The sequence below is a fragment of the Pseudomonas sp. KB_12 genome (genome assembly GCF_052114545.1).
Classification (GTDB): domain Bacteria; phylum Pseudomonadota; class Gammaproteobacteria; order Pseudomonadales; family Pseudomonadaceae; genus Aquipseudomonas; species Aquipseudomonas brassicacearum.
On record NZ_JBFREY010000019.1, the window covers coordinates 132743 to 149779 of the forward strand.

Consider the following 17037-nt stretch of genomic DNA (forward strand, 5'->3'; position numbering starts at 1 on the left):
CTTATGTTTCCCGAAAGCTTTACCTTCTCCATCGCCGACTGGGTCAACGGTTGGGTCGACGCCCTGGTGACCAACTATGGCGATGTGTTCCGGCAGATCTCCGACACCTTGCTGTGGGCCATCGTCAACCTCGAAGGCCTGCTGCGCATGGCGCCCTGGTGGCTGATGCTGGCCATCGTCGGCGGCATTGCCTGGCACGCCACCCGCAAGGTCGTCGCCACGGCGGTGATCGTCGGCCTGTTGTTCCTGGTGGGTGCGGTGGGCCTGTGGGACAAACTGATGCAGACCCTCGCCCTGATGCTGGTGGCGACGCTGATCTCGGTGTTGATCGGCATTCCGCTGGGCATTCTCTCGGCACGCAGCAATCGCCTGCGTTCGGTGCTGATGCCGCTGCTGGACATCATGCAGACCATGCCGAGCTTCGTGTACCTGATTCCGGTGTTGATGCTGTTTGGCCTGGGCAAGGTCCCGGCGATTTTCGCCACGGTGATCTACGCCGCGCCGCCGCTGATTCGCCTGACCGACCTGGGCATTCGCCAGGTGGACGGCGAAGTGATGGAAGCCATCAACGCCTTTGGCGCCAACCGCTGGCAACAGCTGTTCGGCGTGCAACTGCCCCTGGCCCTGCCGAGCATCATGGCCGGGATCAACCAGACCACCATGATGGCCCTGTCGATGGTGGTCATCGCCTCGATGATCGGCGCCCGTGGCCTGGGTGAAGACGTGCTGGTGGGCATCCAGACCCTCAACGTCGGACGCGGCCTGGAAGCCGGGCTGGCGATCGTGATTCTCGCCGTGGTCATCGACCGCATTACCCAGGCCTATGGTCGTCCTCGGCACGAGGTGAGCAAATGAGCAACGCAGCCATCAGCAAGATCGAAGTCAAGAATGTCTTCAAGATTTTCGGCAATCGCTCCAAGGAAGCCCTGGAGCTGATCCGCCAGAACAAGACCAAGGACCAGGTGCTGGCCGAAACTGGTTGCGTGGTCGGCGTGAACGACCTGTCGCTGAGTATCGGCACTGGCGAGATCTTCGTGATCATGGGCCTGTCCGGTTCCGGCAAGTCCACGTTGGTGCGCCATTTCAACCGGCTGATCGACCCTACCAGCGGCGCGATCCTGGTGGACGGCGAAGACATCCTGCAACTGGACATGGACGCCCTGCGCGAATTTCGCCGGCACAAGATCAGCATGGTGTTCCAGAGCTTCGGCCTGCTGCCCCACAAGAGCGTGCTGGACAACGTCGCCTATGGCTTGAAAGTGCGCGGCGAGAGCAAGCAGGTGTGCGCCGAGCGGGCGTTGCACTGGATCGATACCGTGGGCCTGAAGGGCTACGAGAACAAATACCCGCACCAGCTCTCCGGCGGCATGCGCCAGCGCGTCGGCCTGGCCCGGGCCTTGGCGGCGGATACCGACATCATCCTGATGGACGAAGCCTTCAGCGCCCTCGACCCACTGATCCGCGCGGAAATGCAGGACCAGTTGCTGGAGCTGCAAAAGACCCTGCACAAGACCATCGTCTTCATCACCCACGACCTCGACGAGGCCGTGCGCATTGGCAACCGCATCGCGATTCTCAAGGACGGCAAGCTGATCCAGGTCGGCACACCGCGCGAGATCCTGCACTCGCCGGCGGATGAGTATGTCGATCGGTTTGTGCAACGGCGGGCGGCGGTGGTTTGAGGGATTTGTGGTGGTCGGCGCGCTTTTGTGGCGAGGGAGCTTGCTCCCGCTCGGGCGCGCAGCGGCCGCTTCTTTTGGGCCTGCTGCGCAGTCCAGCGGGAGCAAGCTCCCTCGCCACAAAGGCTATGCCTTAAGCCAGATGTGATGCTGAAATGAATTTTTCATGAGGTTGAAGATGTCCCAGGCTGAAAAAATTGTAATCACCGGCGCTCCGTTGCGTTGGCAGGACGTCGTCGCCGTCGCGCGCTTTGGTGCTGTGCTCGAGTTATCGACTGAGACGTGGGCGCGGATCGACAATGCCCAGGCCATCGTCCAGCGCATCGTCGCAACCGGCGAGCGCGCCTATGGCGTCAACACCGGCCTGGGGGCCTTGTGCAATGTTTCGCTCAAGGACGAACAACTCAGCCAACTGTCGCGCAACACCTTGCTCAGCCATGCCTGTGGCGTCGGTGCGCCGCTTTCCGATGAACAGACCCGGGCGATTATCTGCGCCGCCATTCACAACTACAGCCAGGGCAAGTCCGGCATCCATCGCCGGGTGGTCGAAGCGCTGCTGGCGCTGCTCAATCGCGGCATCACACCGCAAGTGCCGTCCCAGGGTTCGGTGGGTTACCTGACCCACATGGCCCACATCGGCATCGCGCTGCTGGGCGTCGGCCAGGTCAGCTATCGCGGGCAAATAGTCCCGGCGCAACAGGCCCTGGCCGCAGAGGGTTTGCAACCGGTGCAACTGGGTGCCAAGGACGGCTTGTGCCTGGTCAACGGCACACCGTGCATGACCGGTCTGAGCTGCCTGGCCCTGGCCGATGCGACGCGGTTGGTGCAATGGGCCGACGTGATCGGCGCGATGAGTTTCGAGGCCCTGCGCGGGCAGATTGCCGCGTTCGATGCCGACGTCATTGCACTCAAGCCGCACCCGGGCATGCAGAAGGTCGGGAGCAATTTGCGGGCGTTGCTCGACGGCAGCGAAGTCATCGCCGCGAGCCTGGGCATTCGCACCCAGGACGCCTTGAGTATCCGCTCGATTCCCCAGGTGCACGGCGCGGCTCGCGACCAGTTGGCCCACGCCCGGCAACAGATCGAAACCGAACTCAACGCAGTGACCGATAATCCGCTGCTGCTGGGGACGCCGGAGAACTTCCGGGTCATGTCCCAGGCCAATCCCCACGGCCAGTCAGTCGCCTTGGCGGCGGATCTGCTGGCGATTGCCATGGCTGAGATCGGCTCCATCGCCGAGCGTCGCCTCGACCGCTTGATCAACCCCCACGTCAGCGGTCTGCCGGCCTTCCTGGTGGCCAACCCCGGGGTGAACTCGGGGATGATGATCGTGCAATACGTCGCCGCGTCGTTGTGCGCGGAGAACAAGCAACTGGCGCAACCGGCGGTGCTCGATAATTTCGTCACCTCCGGGTTGCAGGAAGACCATTTGAGCATGGGCACCAACGCCGCCCTGAAGCTGCACCGGGCGCTGGAAAACTGCACGCAGATCCTCGCCATCGAATACCTGCTGGCGGCCCAGGCCTTTGAGTTTCTCAAGGCCCAGCGCTTCGGCGCCGGCACCGACATCGCCTGGAAACTGTTGCGCGAGCGCGTGCCGGCCTACGACCAGGATCGCTGGCTGGCGCCGGACATCGCCAGTGCCGCCGGCCTGCTTAAAGACCCGAGCGTGCTGCACAGCGTATTACCGAATTTGAATTGATCAAAAAAGCGCCAGCGTGCCAAGGCACCTATTGCCCATAAAGCATCGCCCAAAAGGCGAAGGTGACGGATAACGGAGCATTCCGGAGCGACTGGCGGGTAAAAACAAAACTCTCAAAAGGAGCAATACATGACTGCCTTAAACCTGATTCCCGGCCAATTGAGCCTGGCTCAATTGCGTGACATCTATCAGCAACCCGTGATCTTGAGCCTCGACGCCAGCGCGTCGGCGCAGATCGAGGCCAGTGTCGCCTGCGTTGAACAGATCCTTGCCGAGAACCGCACCGCCTACGGCATCAACACCGGTTTCGGCCTGCTGGCCTCGACCCGCATCGCCAGCGAAGACCTGGAAAACCTGCAGCGCTCCCTGGTGCTGTCCCATGCCGCCGGCGTGGGCGAGCCGATCAGCGATGCGCTGGTGCGGCTGGTCATGGTGCTCAAGGTCAACAGCCTGAGCCGCGGTTTTTCCGGCATCCGTCGGCAGGTGATCGATGCGCTGATTGCGCTGATCAATGCCGAGGTCTACCCGCACATTCCGCTCAAGGGTTCGGTCGGTGCGTCCGGTGACCTGGCGCCGCTGGCCCACATGTCCCTGGTGCTGCTGGGCGAAGGCAAGGCCCGCTACAAGGGCGAATGGCTGCCGGCCGTCGACGCGCTGAAAGTGGCTGGCCTCGCGCCGCTGACCCTGGCCGCCAAGGAAGGCCTGGCGCTGCTCAACGGCACCCAGGTGTCCACCGCGTTTGCCCTGCGTGGCCTGTTCGAAGGCGAAGACCTGTTTGCCGGTGCCCTGGCCCTGGGCGGCCTCACGGTGGAAGCGGTGCTCGGCTCGCGTTCGCCATTCGATGCACGCATCCATGCCGCCCGTGGCCAGAAAGGCCAGATCGACGCCGCCGCTGCCTACCGCGATCTGCTGGGCGAGCGCAGCGAAGTTTCCGATTCGCACCAGAATTGCGACAAGGTTCAGGACCCGTACTCCCTGCGCTGCCAACCGCAAGTGATGGGCGCCTGCCTGACCCAGTTCCGCCAGGCCGCCGAGGTGCTGGTGATCGAGGCCAACGCGGTGTCGGATAACCCGCTGGTGTTCGCCGCCGAGGGCGACGTGATTTCCGGTGGCAACTTCCACGCCGAACCGGTGGCGATGGCGGCCGACAACATGGCCTTGGCGATTGCCGAAATCGGCTCCCTGAGCGAGCGCCGCATTTCGTTGATGATGGACAAGCACATGTCGCAACTGCCGCCGTTCCTTGTCGCCAATGGCGGGGTGAACTCCGGCTTCATGATCGCCCAGGTCACCGCGGCGGCCCTGGCCAGTGAAAACAAGGCGCTGTCCCATCCCCATTCGGTGGACAGTCTGCCGACCTCGGCCAACCAGGAAGACCACGTCTCCATGGCCCCGGCCGCTGGCAAGCGTCTGTGGGAAATGGCCGAGAACACCCGTGGGATCCTCGCGGTGGAATGGCTCGCGGCTTGCCAGGGGCTGGACCTGCGCGGCGGTTTGAAGACCTCCACGAAGTTGGAGCGGGCCCGGGGTCTGTTGCGTGCAGAAGTGCCTTTCTATGAGAGGGACCGCTTCTTTGCGCCGGACATCAATGCGGCCAGTGAATTGCTGGCGAGCCGGTGCCTGAACGAGCTGGTCCCGGCGCAGCTGTTGCCGAGCCTGTAAGGGCCTCATCGCGAGCAAGCTCGCTCCCACAGGGGATTTTGGGTACACCTTGATCCCTGTGGGAGCGAGCTTGCTCGCGATTCGATTTTGAATGCGACGAGGAAACCGGGATGAAAACCCTCTGGCAAAACTGCCACGCCGCCACCATGGCCCAGGGCGTCTACTCGATCATCGAAGACGCCGCCATCGTCACCCAGGGCGAGCACATCCAATGGATCGGCCCGCGTGCCGAATTGCCGACGGGTGACTACCCGGCGGTCAACGACCTCAAGGGGGCCTGGGTCACGCCGGGGCTGATCGACTGTCACACCCACGCGGTATTTGGCGGCAACCGCAGCGGTGAGTTCGAGCAGCGCCTGCAAGGCGTCAGCTACGCCGAGATCGCCGCCGCCGGTGGCGGCATCGCCAGCACCGTGCGCGCCACCCGCGCCGCCAGTGAAGACGAGCTGTTCGCCAGCGCCGCCAAACGCCTGGCAAGCCTGATGCGCGACGGCGTGACCACGGTGGAAATCAAATCCGGCTACGGCCTGGACCTGGCCAGCGAGCGCAAGATCCTGCGGGTCATCCGCCGCCTTGGCGCCGAGTTGCCGGTCAGCGTGCGCAGCACTTGCCTGGCGGCCCACGCCTTGCCGCCGGAATACAAGGATCGCGCCGACGATTACATCGAGCACATCTGCACCGAGATGCTTCCGGCCCTGGCAGCCGAAGGACTGGTGGATGCGGTGGATGCCTTTTGCGAATACCTGGCGTTTTCCCCGGCGCAGGTCGAGCGGGTGTTTATCACCGCGCAACAACTGGGGCTGCCAGTGAAGCTGCACGCCGAGCAACTGTCATCCCTGCACGGTTCAAGCCTGGCGGCACGTTACCAGGCGCTGTCGGCCGATCACCTGGAATTCATGACCGAGGACGATGCCAAGGCCATGGCCGAATCCGGCACCGTGGCGGTGCTGTTGCCGGGCGCGTTTTATTTCCTGCGCGAAACCCAACTGCCGCCCATGGAGGCCCTGCGCAAGCACGGTGTGAAAATCGCCGTGGCCAGCGACCTCAACCCTGGCACCTCGCCGGCGCTGTCGCTGCGCCTGATGTTGAACATGGCCTGCACCTGTTTCCGGATGACCCCGGAAGAAGCCCTGGCGGGGGCGACGATTCATGCCGCCCAGGCCTTGGGCATGGCTGAGACCCACGGTTCGCTGGAAGTCGGTAAAGTCGCCGACTTTGTCGCCTGGCACATCGACCGCCCGGCCGACCTGGCGTACTGGCTCGGTGGCGATCTGGAAAAACGCGTCGTGCGTCACAGCGTGGAAATCGATTGAGGAGAACGGTTGTGGAGAAGGTCCTGAATTTCAAGCAAGGGCGCGTGCCGCTGTTGATCAGCATGCCCCACGCCGGCCTGCGCCTGACCCCGGCGGTACAGGCCGGGTTGATCCCCAAGGCCCAAAGCCTGCCAGACACCGACTGGCACATCCCAAGGCTCTACGAATTTGCCGCCGAGCTGGGCGCCAGCACCCTGGCCGCCGAGTACTCGCGGTTCGTCGTCGACCTCAACCGTCCCTCCGATGACAAGCCGATGTACGTCGGCGCCACCACCGGTTTGTACCCGGCGACGCTGTTCGATGGCGTGCCGTTGTTTCGCGAAGGGCTGGAGCCATCGGCCGAGGAGCGGGCGACGTATCTGCAACAGGTCTGGATGCCTTACCACCAGGCGCTGTGGCAGGAACTGGCGCGGCTCAAGGCCGAGTTCGGCTATGCCTTGCTGTTCGATGCCCATTCGATCCGTTCGGTGATCCCACACCTGTTCGACGGCAAGTTGCCGGACTTCAACCTCGGCACCTTCAACGGTGCCAGTTGCGACCCGACCCTGGCCGGCCAGCTCGAAGCCATCTGCGCTCGCCACGGTGAATTCACCCACGTGCTCAACGGGCGGTTCAAGGGCGGGCACATCACCCGGCACTACGGCAACCCGGCCGAAGACATCCACGCGGTGCAACTGGAACTGTGCCAGAGCACCTACATGGAAGAGTTCGAACCGTTCAACTACCGCGCTGACCTGGCGGCGCCGACTCAGGTGGTGCTCAAGGAACTGCTAGAAGGCTTCCTGGCGTGGGGGCAGCAGGCTTACAAGAAATAAACACCTACCAATACTCCTGTAGCGAGGGGGCTTATCTGTGGGAGCAAAGCTTGCTCGCGATACAGGCGCCGCTGTTTCAGAGAGACCGCGTTGTTTTCATCGCGGGCAAGCCTTGCTCCCACAGACCCCCCTTGCCACAGGTTTGTTTTTGTCCTTGAGTCTCGGGAGCAACTGTCGCCACCGTGCAAAACCGAGTCGCCACAGTTCATCTTCAGCCCCTCGGCGCTGCGTAATGTTTTGGGCACGGTGCAGCAAGACACCGACCTACAATAATCCGCTGCCGCACGAGACCTTCCCGATGAAAAGACTGTTCAAGCGCTGTCTGTCGATCCTCTGCGGTACCACCCTCTTGAGCGCCGGGGCGATGGCCGCCGAGCCTGCGTCGTGCCAGACCGTGCGCATGGGCGTGGTCAACTGGACCGACGTGATCGCCACCAGCGGCATGGCCGATGTGTTGCTCACCGGGCTGGGCTACGACAGCAAGCAGACCAGCGCCGTGCAGCAGATCATCTTCGCCGGCATCCGCGACAAGCGTCTCGACATTTTCCTGGGCTACTGGAAGCCGGCGATGGACAAGAACATCGCGCCATTCCTGGCGGCCAACCAAGTGAAGGTATTGGACACGCCAAGCCTGGCCGACGCCCAGGCCACCCTGGCTGTTCCAGACTACGTGGCGGCGGCGGGGCTCAAGACCTTTGCCGACATCGCCCGGTTCAGGGACCAGCTCGGTGGCAAGATCTACGGGATCGAGCCGGGCAGCGGGGCCAACACCACCATCAAGACCCTGATTGAAACCAACCACTTTGGCCTGAAGGACTTCAAGCTGATCGAATCCGGTGAAGCGGGCATGCTGGCCGCGGTGCAGCGGGCGGTGAATCGCAAGGAGTTCGTGGTCTTCGTCGGCTGGACCCCGCACCCGATGAACATCAACATGAACATCACCTACCTGACCGGCAGTGAAGATGTCTATGGCCCGAACGAAGGCGCCGCAACGGTCTCCACCGTGACCGCGCCGGACTACGCCCAGCGCTGCCCGAACGTGAACCGGTTGTTGGAAAACCTCACCTTCACCGCCGCCCAGGAGAGTCAGTTGATGGTGCCGATCATGGAACGCAAGACGCCCCAGGACGTCGCCCGGCAATGGTTGCGCGATCATCCCGAGGATTTGCAGAAGTGGCTGGCCGCAGTCACGAGCTTCGACGGCAAGGATGGCGTGGCGACGGTGCAGGCCAGTCTCAAGAATTGACCTGCTTGGCTGTGGCGGGGTGATTTATCTGTGGTGGAGTGATTTATCTGTGGGAGCAAGGCTTGCCCGCGATAGCGATGTGTCAGTCGACATAACGATTGGATGTACCACTGCCATCGCGGGCAAGCCTTGCTCCCACATTTCAATAGGTGGTGTTCTTCATGGCCTCATATCCACTCTCAGAGCAGATGTCAGCCTTCATCGACAAAACCCTGAGCTTCACCAGCCCGGACGACAGCCTCGCCGGTTCGCGCCAGGCCTACAGCCAAATGTGCCGGGCGTTCACCCCGGCATGCCCGCCAACACTGGCCATCGAGGATTTCGAGCTGGCCGCTGTGGCTGTGCGCGCCTATCACCCACGGGGTGCCGCGCCACCCGTCGGCTGGCCGTGCATCCTCTATCTGCACGGTGGTGGCTGGGTGGTGGGGGACCTGGACTCCCATGATTTCATCTGCATGGAGCTGGCGGCTGCCCTTGGTGCGCTGGTGGTGGCGGTGGATTATCGGCTGGCGCCAGAGCATCCGTTTCCAGCCGGGTTGGACGATTGCCTCGCCGTGTGGCGTCATCTGGCAGCCGCGCCCTTTGCCATCGACCCGCGTCGTCGGCTGGTGGTCGGTGACAGTGCCGGCGGTAATCTCGCCGCTGCGTTATGCCTGGCCTTGCGCGATGCCGGGCAAGCGTTGCCCCGGGCCCAGGTGCTGATCTATCCGGCGCTCGGTGGCCCGGCAACGCTACCCTCGCGCCACGAATGTGCCGATGCGCCGCTGTTGAGCAGCAACGATCTGGACAGTTATCACACCCTCTACCTGAACGGCGCTCAACCGTCCCCTCTCGCCATGCCGTTGCTCGCCGATCACCTGAGCGGCTTGCCGCCGGCGTTGATCGCCGTGGCGCAATGGGACCCTCTGCGCGACGATGGCATCCTTTATAGCGAGCGGCTGAACGCCGCAGGCGTGGCGTCTGTGTTGTACATGGGCGAAGGGTTGGTCCACGGTTGCCTGCGCGGTCGGGGGCAGGTGCCGGAGGTCGATCGGATGTATCGCACGCTGCTGGCGTACCTGGCTGACATGCTTTGACTGCGCAGGGGACATGCTCATTAAGGTAATTCGGGTTTATGATGCCGTACGGCAGACTAAATAGACGTCCCCACAGGGATGACTCGACCCCTTACGGAGCGCGCAATGCAGACTTTGTACCCGCAGATCAAACCCCATGCCCGGCACGATCTGGCTGTCGATGACACCCACACGCTCTATGTCGATGAAAGCGGTTCCCCGGAAGGCCTGCCGGTGGTGTTCATTCACGGCGGCCCGGGTGCTGGCTGCGATGCACAGAGCCGGCGCTACTTCGATCCGAACCTGTACCGCATCGTTACTTTCGACCAGCGCGGCTGCGGTCGGTCCACCCCCCATGCCAGCCTTGAGAACAACACCACCTGGGATCTGGTCGAAGACCTGGAGCGCATCCGCAAGCACCTGGGCATCGAGAAGTGGGTGCTGTTTGGCGGTTCCTGGGGCTCGACCCTGGCCCTGGCCTATGCCCAGACTCATCCCGAGCGCGTACACGGCCTGATCCTGCGTGGGATCTTTCTCTGCCGGCCGCAGGAAATCGAATGGTTCTACCAGGCCGGCGCCAGTCGCCTGTTCCCCGACTACTGGCAGGACTACATCGCACCGATCCCGTTGGACGAGCGCGACGACCTGCTCAGCGCTTTCCACAAGCGCCTGACCGGTAACGACCAGATCGCCCAGATGCACGCGGCCAAGGCCTGGTCCACCTGGGAAGGTCGCACCGCGACCCTGCGTCCGAACCCGCTGGTGGTCGATCGCTTCTCCGAGCCGCAGCGGGCGCTGTCGATCGCCCGGATCGAATGCCACTACTTCACCAACAACGCTTTCCTCGAACCCAACCAGTTGATTCGCGACATGGGCAAGATCGCCCATTTGCCGGGCGTCATCGTGCATGGCCGCTACGACGTCATCTGCCCGCTGGACAATGCCTGGGAGTTGCATCAGAACTGGCCCAACAGCGAACTGCAGGTGATTCGCGACGCGGGTCACGCCGCTTCGGAGCCGGGGATCACCGACGCCCTGGTTCGCGCCGCTGCGCAAATGGCCCGGCGCCTGCTCGACCTGCCGCCTGAAGAAGCATGAAGGGGCTGTTGCAACGAGTTCGCGGAGCGCGGGTCGAAGTATCAGGCGAGATCGTCGGCGCCGTGGATCAGGGCTTGCTGGTGTTGGTGGCCGTCGAGCCCGGGGATACTCGGGCCAGCGCCGACAAACTCCTGCATAAGCTGCTTAACTATCGAGTATTCAGCGACGCCGACGGCAAGATGAACCTGTCCCTGGCGGATGTCGGTGGTGGGTTGCTGCTGGTGTCGCAGTTCACCTTGGCGGCCGACACCAAAAGTGGTTTGCGCCCGGGTTTTTCGACAGCCGCACCTCCGGCCCTGGGAGAAGAGTTGTTCAACTATTTGCTCACCCAGGCAAAACAGGTGCATGGCACTGTGGCATCAGGTAGATTCGGCGCCGACATGCAGGTGCATTTGGTCAATGATGGTCCGGTAACGTTCCTGTTACAGGTCTGAAAGCGTTTGAAACATCTTTTCGGGCCTGTTTCGAGGCAAAACTGGGAGTTTTCTCGATAAATACTTTGCTACCCCTGATGCGTTGTCACGCGGGCTACTAGATAATCGCGCGCTACGGGGGATCAGCGTTCGCTGGTCCATTTGACTTAGGTAGAGACTTGTCCTGGACCGTTTGGGGAATCATTTTGTCCCATCGGAGTCGGAACAATGCTCGCCAACTTGGCAAGAGTGGTCCGCAGGAACGGTTTTTCAATGCCGTTACCGTGCAGATACTTTATCTGGCCGTTGGTTTTTTGATCAGTTTTCGGCGAGGGTTGCTCGTGATTGTTAGTCCCTGTAATGCACCAAAAATGACTGCCAAACGGTTTAGAAACGCCCTGGTAGCGGGCTCGGCCCTGCTGTGCCTGTTCGGCGCGGGCCAACTGTGGGCATTCAGCCTGGATGATGTATCGGCGAAGGCTCAAGAACTGGCTGGGCAAAAATACGAAGCCCCGCGCAGTAATCTGCCGAACGAATTCCGCGAAATGAAATTCGCTGACTATCAAAAAATCCGTTTCCGTACCGAAAAAGCCGAATGGGCCGACCAGAAGACACCGTTCAGGCTGTCCTTCTATCACCAGGGTATGCATTTCGACACGCCGGTGAAGATCAACGAAATCACCGCGACCACCGTCGAAGAGATCAAGTACGACCCGTCGCGCTTTGACTTCGACGATGTGAAATTCGATCCCAAGGCCACCGAACAGCTGGGTTACGCGGGTTTTCGCGTGTTGTACCCGATCAACAAGGCTGACAAGCAGGACGAGATCATGACCATGCTGGGCGCGAGTTATTTCCGCGTCATCGGCAAGGGCCAGACCTACGGTCTGTCCGCCCGCGGCATGGCCATCGACACCGCGTTGCCATCGGGTGAAGAATTCCCGCGCTTTCGCGAGTTCTGGATCCAACGTCCGAAGCCGACCGACAAGCACCTGGTGATCTTTGCCCTGCTGGATTCGCCACGCGCCACTGGCGCTTATCGCCTGACCTTGCGTCCGGGCACCGACACCGTGGTCGACGTGAAGTCGCGCATGTTCCTGCGTGACCGCGTGACCAAGCTGGGCGTGGCCCCATTGACCAGCATGTACCTGTTCGGCGCCAACCAACCGTCCAAAGTGCTGAACTACCGTCGCGAATTGCATGATTCCAGTGGCCTGTCGATCCATGCCGGTAACGGCGAGTGGATCTGGCGCCCGCTGAACAACCCGAAACACCTGGCCGTGAGCAACTTCTCGGTAGAAAACCCGCGTGGTTTCGGCCTGTTGCAACGGGGGCGTGACTTCAGCCATTACGAAGACCTGGACGACCGCTACGACAAGCGTCCAAGTGCCTGGATCGAACCGAAAGGCGATTGGGGCAAGGGCTCCGTCGACCTGGTAGAAATTCCGACCGCCGATGAAACCAACGACAATATCGTTGCCTTCTGGAGCCCGGAAAAGCTGCCTGAGCCAGGCCAGCCGCTGGACTTCAGCTACCGCCTGCACTGGACTCTCGACGAATCCAGCCTGCACTCGCCGGACAGCGCCTGGGTCCAGCAGACCTTGCGCTCCACCGGTGACGTGAAACAGTCCAACCTGATTCGTCAGCCGGACGGCAGCGTGGCCTACCTGGTGGACTTCGAAGGTCCGTCCCTGCAAGCCCTGCCGGAAGACGCCGATGTGCGTAGCCAGGTGAGCGTCGGCGAAAACGGCGAGATCGTCGAGAATAGCGTGCGCTACAACCCTGAAACCAAGGGCTGGCGCTTGACCCTGCGGTTGAAGATCAAGGATTCGAAACAGGCCACCGAAATGCGTGCGGCGCTGGTCCGTCCATTGACGCCTGTCGAAGCCCCGGCCACCGCGCACTCCGTGACCACGACCCTGGCCAAGGCCGACAAAGTCGCTCGCCAGCAGACCGAAAAAGAACTCGCGAACGAAAAAGCGAAAGACGAAGCCAAGGCCGTCAAGGCGGCAGACGCCGCTGTTGAACCGACCCCAACCCCGCAGGAATCGGAACCGACTGAACAAGTCTTGACCGAGACCTGGAGCAATCAGTTGCCAGCCGATGAGTAATACTTCAGTACAGCCAGAGACACTCAGCGAGTACCTGGCCCATTTGCCCATGACCGACGAGCAGCGCGCCGAGCTGGCGGGCTGCAAGTCCTTCAGCGAATTGCACGAACGCCTGTCCTCATCGACCTTCGACGAGCCCGCCGAGGCGGCGCAAGCCTCGGTGGGCCGCCGGCTGACCCTGAACACTGCCGAGGAGCTCGAGGACGCCGAAATGCTGGGGCTCGACGCCAGCGGCCGGGTGTGCCTGAAAGCCACGCCGCCGATTCGTCGGACCAAGGTCGTGCCGGAGCCGTGGCGCACCAATATCCTGGTGCGTGGCTGGCGGCGCCTGACCGGTCGTACCAACCCGCCGAAGCCGCCCAAGGATGAGCGCGTGCTGCCACATGCACGCTGGCGTACCGTGGGCTCGACCCGTCGCTACATCCTGCTGATCTTGATGCTCGGCCAGACCATCGTCGCCGGCTGGTACATGAAAGGCATCATGCCGTACCAGGGCTGGTCGTTCGTGGACCTGGAAGAAGTTCTGCACCAACCGCTGTTGCAGACCGCCACGCAAGTACTGCCGTATGCGCTGCAAACCAGCATCCTGATTCTGTTCGGGATCCTGTTCTGCTGGGTCTCGGCGGGTTTCTGGACGGCGCTGATGGGCTTTCTCGAATTGCTCACCGGTCACGACAAGTACCGCATCTCCGGTGCCAGCGCCGGCAACGAGCCGATTCCCAAGGACGCCCGCACCGCGCTGGTGATGCCGATCTGCAACGAAGACGTGCCGCGGGTATTCGCCGGTTTGCGCGCAACCTTCGAGTCGGTGGCCGCCACCGGTGACCTGGATCGTTTCGACTTCTTCGTGCTCAGCGACAGTAACGAAACCGATATCTGCGTGGCCGAACAACAGGCCTGGCTGGACGTCTGCCGTGAAGCCGGGGGCTTCGGCAAGATCTTCTATCGTCGCCGTCGCCGTCGCGTGAAGCGCAAGAGCGGCAACCTCGACGACTTCTGCCGTCGTTGGGGCAGCGACTACAAGTACATGGTCGTGCTCGACGCCGACAGCGTCATGAGCGGTACGTGCCTGACCAGCCTGGTGCGCCTGATGGAAGCCACGCCGGACGCCGGCATCATCCAGACCGCGCCACGTGCCTCGGGCATGGACACGCTGTATGCGCGCATGCAGCAGTTCGCCACCCGGGTGTACGGTCCGCTGTTCACCGCCGGCCTGCACTTCTGGCAGTTGGGTGAATCCCACTACTGGGGCCACAACGCGATCATTCGCATGAAGCCGTTCATCGAGCACTGCGCCCTGGCGCCGCTGCCCGGTAAAGGCGCGTTCGCCGGTGCCATCCTGTCCCACGACTTCGTCGAAGCGGCGCTGATGCGCCGTGCCGGCTGGGGCGTGTGGATTGCCTATGACCTGCCGGGCAGCTACGAAGAACTGCCGCCGAACCTGCTGGACGAACTCAAGCGTGACCGTCGCTGGTGCCACGGCAACCTGATGAACTTCCGGCTGTTCCTGGTCAAGGGCATGCACCCGGTGCACCGAGCGGTGTTCCTGACCGGCGTGATGTCCTACCTGTCGGCGCCGCTGTGGTTCTTCTTCCTGGTGCTGTCCACTGCGTTGTTGGCGGTGAACACGCTGATGGAGCCGCAGTACTTCCTTGAACCGCGTCAGCTCTATCCGTTGTGGCCACAATGGCACCCGGAAAAAGCCATCGCCCTGTTCTCGACCACCATCGTGCTGCTGTTCCTGCCCAAGTTGCTGAGTATCGTGCTGATCTGGGCCAAGGGTGCGAAGGAGTTCGGTGGCAAGTTCAAGGTAACGCTGTCGATGCTCCTGGAGATGCTGTTCTCCATGCTGCTGGCGCCGGTGCGGATGATTTTCCACACCCGTTTCGTGCTCGCCGCATTCCTGGGCTGGGCTGCAACCTGGAACTCGCCACAACGTGACGACGACTCCACGCCATGGAGCGAAGCGGTCAAGCGCCACGGCCCGCAAACCTTGCTGGGCTTCTTCTGGGCCTTGCTGGTGATCTGGCTGAACCCGAGCTTCCTGTGGTGGCTGGTGCCGATTGTCGGTTCGTTGATGCTGTCGATTCCGGTATCGGTGATTTCCAGCCGCGTGGGCCTGGGCTTGAAGTCCCGTGATGAAAGCCTGTTCCTGATCCCTGAGGAATACGCGCCGCCACAGGAACTGCTGTCGACGGACCAGTACACCCATGAAAACCGTTGGCATGCGCTCAAAGACGGTTTCATCCGGGCGGTGGTCGATCCGCAACAGAACGCCTTGGCGTATGCGTTGGCAACCTCGCGTCACGGCAAGGCCGAGCCAATCGAATGGCTGCGGGTCGAACGTGTTCGTCACGCCTTGAAGGCCGGCCCGGCCGGTCTCAGCAACGCCGAGCGACTGGCTCTGCTGAGCGACCCGGTGGCCTTGTCCCGCCTGCATGAGCAGGTCTGGAGCGAGGGTCATCCCGAGTGGCTGGCGGCGTGGCGCGAATCGATCAACGCTGATCCTCATGCACCGTTGTTACCGCTTCAGCCGTTGAGCGCACAGCCTCAAGTGGCCTGATACGCAAAAAGCCCCGCTTCTGAAAGGAAGCGGGGCTTTTTGTTAAGCGTACTTTCTATCTGCGGATCGCCTTTGTGGCGAGGGAGCTTGCTCCCGCTGGATGGCGCAGCCGCCCCCGATTTTGTGGTGCGGTCAGTGTTGTGGATTGATGGTATCCAACATCCGGTTTGCCAATAACCTACTCAGTTCGATCAGTTGCTGAATGCCGAAGGCAACATGGCGTCGCGAGCCTTTCAGGTCGAACGCAAGGTCGCTGACCATGGCATCGGCTGAGGCCAGGTTTTCGCTGAGGTTGGCCAATAGGCTTTCAGTGTCGATACCGTCGACGACGGTGAAGAGCTGGCCCGGCGGCTGTTTTTCTTCGGGTTTGGGTTGTTTGGGCTTCAGGTAGTAATCGAGTGCGCGGTCGGTGGCTTCCTGGAGTTTCTTGGGGTCGGTTTCTGGTTCCGGTGGGTTGGGTGTGACCTTGTGCATGGTTGACGCTCCTAGGGTAATGGAGCCGCCAGATATCGCTGCTAAACGAGAAGGGTGGCGACTGTACGCGGGTTAGCAGACCGGGACCCTAGAACCCGGCAGACCCGAAGGTCTCCCACGCACAACCGCCATGACATAGATGTGCAGGCGCTGAAGCCTGCTCACGCATGTGGAGAGCGTACGTCTAGGATTGTCCAGGCTGCTAAACCCGATCGCTGAACTGACAGCGACCTGCAAACGTTAGAGCCCAGGGCCAAGGCGTACAAGCCGGCGGATTCTGGCGTAGTTGTAGGCAATGGCGCAAGGCTGTGTAGCCTTGGGATGACGGATTGTGGGAGGCAGGTATTTTTGTATGTATATCCGTTATTTAGGTGACGGCTGCTTAGGGTTCCGCTCTTACAGCGGCTCACTTTTGAGAAGCGCAAAAGTAAGCAAAACGCTTTTGCCCCACCACTCGGCACCTCGCTTAAGCTCGGTGTGCCCTCACTCCGGCATTGCTCCGTGGGCCCGCCGCGAAGGGCCATCCATGGCCCAGCGCGGCTATCCCGGCATCCATGCCGGGATGCCCACTCCACAATGCCTGCGTTCGGCCATCGTGGTTAACGGGGCGCCGAGATCAACGTCCTTTCCGAGGCGGCCTAGTAGCCGACCTGGCTCTTGGTGGAACCGCGTTTCCCCTGTGGGAGCGAGCCTGCTCGCGAAGGCGGCCTAGTAGCCGAGCTGGTTCTTGATGGGGACCGCGTTTCCTCTGTGGGAGCGAGCTTGCTCGCGAAGGGGCCAGCAAGCCCAGCATCCATGTGGCTGAAGCACCGCCATCGCGAGCAAGCTCGCTCCCACAGCATTTACCGTTGAACAATCTGTGGCGTGATGGCTGGGAAGCTTTTGTGGCGAGGGAGCTTGCTCCCG

General features: G+C 62.1%; 13 protein-coding genes. 12 read left to right on the forward strand and 1 reads right to left on the reverse strand.

Annotated features, from left to right (window positions below; genetic code table 11):
* The first annotated feature begins 3 nt into the window (after positions 1-3).
* The 12 genes from AB4Z20_RS17265 to mdoH all read left to right on the forward strand — a co-directional run bounded on the left by AB4Z20_RS17265 (position 4) and on the right by mdoH (position 15657).
* Positions 4-855: an ABC transporter permease gene (locus AB4Z20_RS17265; protein WP_003186705.1), complete on the forward strand. Its 852-nt coding sequence runs from the start codon at positions 4-6 to the stop codon at positions 853-855.
* A complete protein-coding gene (locus AB4Z20_RS17270) occupies positions 852-1682 on the forward strand; it encodes a quaternary amine ABC transporter ATP-binding protein (RefSeq protein ID WP_003196894.1) in 831 nt (276 codons plus the stop codon). Before AB4Z20_RS17265 ends, AB4Z20_RS17270 begins: the two co-directional genes overlap by 4 nt.
* 175 nt (positions 1683-1857) lie before the next feature.
* Positions 1858-3381, forward strand: coding sequence for a histidine ammonia-lyase (gene hutH / locus AB4Z20_RS17275; protein ID WP_442090309.1), 1524 nt, complete (start codon positions 1858-1860; stop codon positions 3379-3381).
* Between the two features lie 129 nt (positions 3382-3510).
* Complete coding sequence (hutH, locus tag AB4Z20_RS17280; protein WP_442090302.1) at positions 3511-5043, forward strand: histidine ammonia-lyase; 1533 nt, start codon at positions 3511-3513, stop codon at positions 5041-5043.
* A 110-nt stretch (positions 5044-5153) separates the two neighbouring features.
* A complete protein-coding gene (gene hutI / locus AB4Z20_RS17285; protein ID WP_442090303.1) occupies positions 5154-6356 on the forward strand; it encodes an imidazolonepropionase in 1203 nt (400 codons plus the stop codon).
* An 11-nt stretch (positions 6357-6367) separates the two neighbouring features.
* Positions 6368-7171: an N-formylglutamate deformylase gene (gene hutG / locus AB4Z20_RS17290; protein WP_253471052.1), complete on the forward strand. Its 804-nt coding sequence runs from the start codon at positions 6368-6370 to the stop codon at positions 7169-7171.
* 298 nt (positions 7172-7469) lie between these two features.
* Complete coding sequence (locus tag AB4Z20_RS17295; RefSeq protein ID WP_442090304.1) at positions 7470-8417, forward strand: choline ABC transporter substrate-binding protein; 948 nt, start codon at positions 7470-7472, stop codon at positions 8415-8417.
* A 161-nt stretch (positions 8418-8578) separates the two neighbouring features.
* Positions 8579-9493, forward strand: coding sequence for an alpha/beta hydrolase (locus tag AB4Z20_RS17300; protein ID WP_442090305.1), 915 nt, complete (start codon positions 8579-8581; stop codon positions 9491-9493).
* 105 nt (positions 9494-9598) lie between these two features.
* Positions 9599-10570 (forward strand): prolyl aminopeptidase, encoded by a 972-nt coding sequence (pip, locus tag AB4Z20_RS17305; protein WP_003196909.1) that lies wholly within the window; start codon positions 9599-9601, stop codon positions 10568-10570.
* Complete coding sequence (gene dtd, locus AB4Z20_RS17310; protein ID WP_253471056.1) at positions 10567-11004, forward strand: D-aminoacyl-tRNA deacylase; 438 nt, start codon at positions 10567-10569, stop codon at positions 11002-11004. The genes pip and dtd overlap by 4 nt, the downstream gene beginning before the upstream one ends.
* Positions 11005-11354: 350 nt before the next feature.
* A complete protein-coding gene (locus AB4Z20_RS17315) occupies positions 11355-13094 on the forward strand; it encodes a glucan biosynthesis protein G (protein ID WP_250886196.1) in 1740 nt (579 codons plus the stop codon).
* Positions 13087-15657, forward strand: coding sequence for a glucans biosynthesis glucosyltransferase MdoH (mdoH, locus tag AB4Z20_RS17320; RefSeq protein ID WP_253471058.1), 2571 nt, complete (start codon positions 13087-13089; stop codon positions 15655-15657). Before AB4Z20_RS17315 ends, mdoH begins: the two co-directional genes overlap by 8 nt.
* Before the next feature lie 132 nt (positions 15658-15789).
* Here mdoH and AB4Z20_RS17325 read toward each other — a convergent pair whose 3' ends face one another.
* Positions 15790-16131, reverse strand: a complete 342-nt coding sequence (locus AB4Z20_RS17325; protein ID WP_214510918.1) for a DUF6124 family protein — start codon at positions 16129-16131, stop codon at positions 15790-15792.
* Positions 16132-17037: the final 906 nt, after the last annotated feature.

Coding starts and splice junctions, on each gene's coding strand:
- AB4Z20_RS17265 (WP_003186705.1), top strand. CDS start 4: ATGTTTCCCGAAAGCTTTACCTTCTCCATCGCCGACTGGGTCAACGGT.
- AB4Z20_RS17325 (WP_214510918.1), bottom strand. CDS start 16,131: ATGCACAAGGTCACACCCAACCCACCGGAACCAGAAACCGACCCCAAG.
- hutH (WP_442090302.1), top strand. CDS start 3,511: ATGACTGCCTTAAACCTGATTCCCGGCCAATTGAGCCTGGCTCAATTG.
- dtd (WP_253471056.1), top strand. CDS start 10,567: ATGAAGGGGCTGTTGCAACGAGTTCGCGGAGCGCGGGTCGAAGTATCA.
- pip (WP_003196909.1), top strand. CDS start 9,599: ATGCAGACTTTGTACCCGCAGATCAAACCCCATGCCCGGCACGATCTG.
- hutH (WP_442090309.1), top strand. CDS start 1,858: ATGTCCCAGGCTGAAAAAATTGTAATCACCGGCGCTCCGTTGCGTTGG.
- hutI (WP_442090303.1), top strand. CDS start 5,154: ATGAAAACCCTCTGGCAAAACTGCCACGCCGCCACCATGGCCCAGGGC.
- mdoH (WP_253471058.1), top strand. CDS start 13,087: ATGAGTAATACTTCAGTACAGCCAGAGACACTCAGCGAGTACCTGGCC.
- AB4Z20_RS17315 (WP_250886196.1), top strand. CDS start 11,355: ATGACTGCCAAACGGTTTAGAAACGCCCTGGTAGCGGGCTCGGCCCTG.
- AB4Z20_RS17270 (WP_003196894.1), top strand. CDS start 852: ATGAGCAACGCAGCCATCAGCAAGATCGAAGTCAAGAATGTCTTCAAG.
- AB4Z20_RS17300 (WP_442090305.1), top strand. CDS start 8,579: ATGGCCTCATATCCACTCTCAGAGCAGATGTCAGCCTTCATCGACAAA.
- AB4Z20_RS17295 (WP_442090304.1), top strand. CDS start 7,470: ATGAAAAGACTGTTCAAGCGCTGTCTGTCGATCCTCTGCGGTACCACC.